This window comes from Anaerovibrio lipolyticus, assembly GCF_021531495.1.
GTDB lineage: Bacteria > Bacillota > Negativicutes > Selenomonadales > Selenomonadaceae > Anaerovibrio.
In genome coordinates, this window is record NZ_JADYTY010000058.1 from 1 (window position 1) to 3,646 (window position 3,646).

Consider the following 3,646-nt stretch of genomic DNA (forward strand, 5'->3'; position numbering starts at 1 on the left):
TATGGCGAAACTCATGAAGCACTATGATGTAATCTACTAAACTTTTTTACACAAAGTTCTTGACACACCCTATTTTTAATGAAGTATTTTTAAATTTTCTTTGTCTTGATAATTCCAAATCTGAAAATCTAAGCTTGTTTAATGCTGGTATTTTCTCCAATTTGTTAAGTTTTAATTCATCATTCAAATAAGCACATAAAGTACGTATTCTCTGTGAGCCATCAACTATTTCGTATCTTCCGCTATTAGTTTCGGCCAGAAAAATATATGGAATCGGTAATCCTATAATTAGGTACTCTATAAACCTTGACTGTCTAATTTCATCCCACACAAATTCTCTCTGATAATCTGGAACAGAAAACTCATTTTTTCCATCTTCTAATTTTTTTGATACTTGCTTACTATTATTTCTATAGTGTATTCTTTAGTGTCATAAGAAACATTACGTTGCTGATTTTCAATCTCGATTTCTAAATTTTTAATTTTGTTTTTATCTTCCATAATAACACCCCAAAACATAATCTACTATTAAACTTCTATTTTCATACACGACTCTAGATAGAAAAATACCTTCTACCACTTTTTCATATTTTCAATATGTACTAATTTTATAAAATACTTACTATCATCGCCACAGACTCACCTACTCGAAGCTTTTTTCAAAACAACATTTTACAGACAACTCACAGCCTATACTATCTTTGAAATCACACAATCCATAATTAGGAATACCACATTCTGAAGAAGGTCCTATATCCAAATAATCAAAACCTTCTTTCTTATAGTATTTAATCAGTTCATATGCTAAATAATTTATGGACTTATAATTATTATATTTAGATATATTTCCCCAGTAAATAACCTGGGCCACATCATTGCACACTCGAAATACAATAGCCGATGCAATAGCAATCTTATCTTTGTATACTACAAAAAAATCATGTGATATTATTTTTTTAGTTTGACTAACCTGCTCCCAGCTCATTCTAAGCGGGTAACCTTTTTCTTTTCGATTTGCTGCTATTACATTATAGGATAGTTCTTTTTCCTTTTCTGTTTCGCACCTTTTTATTATTAACCCACTTTCCTTGGCTATACGTAAGTTTTTTTTTGCTGCTTGAGATAACCCTACTGTATAATTCCTTTCTGTAATTGCACCTAGATTAAAAGCATAGCTAAGATCCTGCCATAATAATCTATAATCACATCTAAACAAAATATTCTGCATAGCAGCGACAACTTTTTTTTCATAAAATGGCGGTGGTAATATAAATCTTATTCTTTTTATATTTTTTTCCTTTATATATTCATCTAATAATCTAATACTATCCTCCAACATGTGTATATCCCAATGTTTTCTTATTGGTTCTATAATGCCAAAAGGAGCTGAAAACGGGATATAAAAATTTCCTCTTTCTTCCCCAACTGCTAACCCAAAACGTTTTCTTCTATCAAAAAATACATAATAATGCACCTGTTCAACTTTGTACTTATTTAATTCAACAAAATCTGCACTATCAAAAATTATTTTTGATTGGAATAAATTTTGATATTCTTCACAACTTACTTCTTTTATTTTCATTTATTATTTCCCCATATAGTTACTTTTCTTTATCCTAAAATTAACAAAAATTTCTGATCCAAAATTTGGCATATATTTAATTAACCTATCAAAACCATTAATAATCTTTGCATCAATAATATTTGCTTTTATCATTATCTCCATCTGACTATGACTAAAAGGCTTTACAAAGTAACTTCCATGATTCAATAATTCTATACTTAGATTTTGATTATTTGCCCAATTATTGAGAAGCATAATTAACGATTCTAATGAAAAAACACTATGTTGTTGATAAGATATATTTCTTTCACTAAATGCTTCAATATTTTCAATAATGCCTGCTTCATATGCTAACAATCTATGCAAGGAATAGGCATTCGGGACATTAATATGTATAACCGTTTTATTATCAGATACAACTAAAATACCATCTAGAATTTTTTCAGGTTCTTCCATTTCGTGCAATAATGAGGAAAGCACAATAAAATCATATTTTTTTTCGGATATATAATCTATAACCTCTTCTGGAAATAACCCTTTGTAAAATTCAACTTTATCACTTTTTAAAGTGCTCTGTTGCTCCAAGGAATACCTTGCATTATTTATAAAAATTTCCGATGGCTCTACTACCGTAAAAAATTGATAATCATCTACATTCTCAGCTAGGGAATTTAGTCCACACCCAATCTCTAAAATACTATTGTGTTCATATTTATTTATTTCCTCTAATACTTTTTTTTTGCGATATTTTACCTGATAATTATTTTCAAAATCACTTTTTATATATTTTTTTGTATAATCGTTTATATCTCGCACTTATATCGCCCTCTCCAAAATTACAAGCACCATCTCAATATAACTTTACATATATTTCCTGTATCGCGTATGTTAAAAGAGCATAAAATTTATATTTACTCACCATATTAATGTGCCCAACGACACAGGAAATTATGTGCATCTCCAGACAATATTTTCTACATCATACCTATCTAGAAAATACAAATAGTTTTTCCTAAATTATACTTGACTTTTCATAGCCAGTTTCCATAATAAAATAATATTTATTCTACTTTCTTTATAACCACTAAAATTATAACTTTACACTACTCCTTTATACGGAAAAATTATAGTAATTGAACAGAAACCATTTTTTCAACTCCTTCCCAAAAAGTGTGCACATCAAAATGAATTTTCACAAATTCCTGAGAATGTTTTACAATATTAAGACGTGCCTTCTCATCTTTTAGCAAATATTCACATATTTTTCTCGCTTCGTATTCATCATTATATATAGGGAATAAATCTTTAGGGAAAACTCTATTAAAATCTTCATGAAAATCCGAAACAAGGCAAGCATTACTATTCAATATATCTAATACTCTCCATGGAAAGCCTGCTTTAGCCTGTAAATGACCAATTGATATTCCTATTTTTGCAGAATTGTATATTCGCTCAGTATCTTCCAAACTATATACCTTTTTATCTGAAAATGATAATGAAAGCCTAGACCTATAAAAATACTCGCTTATCCAATTCGGGGTTCCATACAATTTTAAACCAAATCCGGAAATTGCATCTAGAATATTAATTCTTTTTTCTGTGCTCAACATCATCAAAAAATACTTTATATTAAAATATTTAAAAACTTTATCAAAAGTAATGACTCCTGCTTGAACAAAATTTTCCAAGGTTGCAAAAGGATATTCTTTTAAACAATCTAATGCTCTCTGAAATTCTTCCTTTTCTTCCAAGGAGGGTTTTTCTTGCAAGAATTGCGTAAGATAATTAGGCCCTGAAGAAACAAATTTGCTTCCAATAAAAACAATATTATTTTCTTTAACTTCTTTTTTTGCCCTAACTCCAGAAAAATAGGCAATATTTTTGATTCTTTGAGGATTTACATGATACTCCTTTTCTAAAATATTTTTAGACTCATTATCGGCAATATAAAAATATGCATTAGGATATCTTTTTATTGCTGATTTATTAGCAGTATATATTACACTATCTGATGTTAGAATAAAAATAGAGCAAGTCAAGATGAGAATTTCACATAGCCCCAATAGGGGTATAATAGAGACA

General features: G+C 28.9%; 5 protein-coding genes. All 5 read right to left on the minus strand.

Annotation, left to right across the window (positions count from 1 at the left end):
* Positions 1-46 precede the first annotated feature (46 nt).
* Positions 47-331 (minus strand): DUF262 domain-containing protein, encoded by a 285-nt coding sequence (locus I6E26_RS10885; protein ID WP_235321889.1) that lies wholly within the window; start codon positions 329-331, stop codon positions 47-49.
* 47 nt (positions 332-378) lie between these two features.
* Complete coding sequence (locus I6E26_RS11270) at positions 379-501, minus strand: hypothetical protein (RefSeq protein WP_268824896.1); 123 nt, start codon at positions 499-501, stop codon at positions 379-381.
* 142 nt (positions 502-643) lie between these two features.
* Positions 644-1,582: a hypothetical protein gene (locus I6E26_RS10890; RefSeq protein WP_235321890.1), complete on the minus strand. Its 939-nt coding sequence runs from the start codon at positions 1,580-1,582 to the stop codon at positions 644-646.
* Positions 1,583-1,585: 3 nt separating this feature from the next.
* Positions 1,586-2,380, minus strand: a complete 795-nt coding sequence (locus I6E26_RS10895) for a class I SAM-dependent methyltransferase (protein ID WP_235321891.1) — start codon at positions 2,378-2,380, stop codon at positions 1,586-1,588.
* 308 nt (positions 2,381-2,688) lie between these two features.
* Positions 2,689-3,646, minus strand: a 958-nt coding sequence (locus I6E26_RS10900) for a glycosyltransferase family protein (protein ID WP_235321892.1), incomplete at its 5' end; no start/stop codon positions are given.

Excerpts from the sequence above, each read along its gene's own strand:
- I6E26_RS11270 (WP_268824896.1), bottom strand. The coding sequence starts at position 501 with ATGGAAGATAAAAACAAAATTAAAAATTTAGAAATCGAGATTGAAAAT.
- I6E26_RS10890 (WP_235321890.1), bottom strand. The coding sequence starts at position 1,582 with ATGAAAATAAAAGAAGTAAGTTGTGAAGAATATCAAAATTTATTCCAA.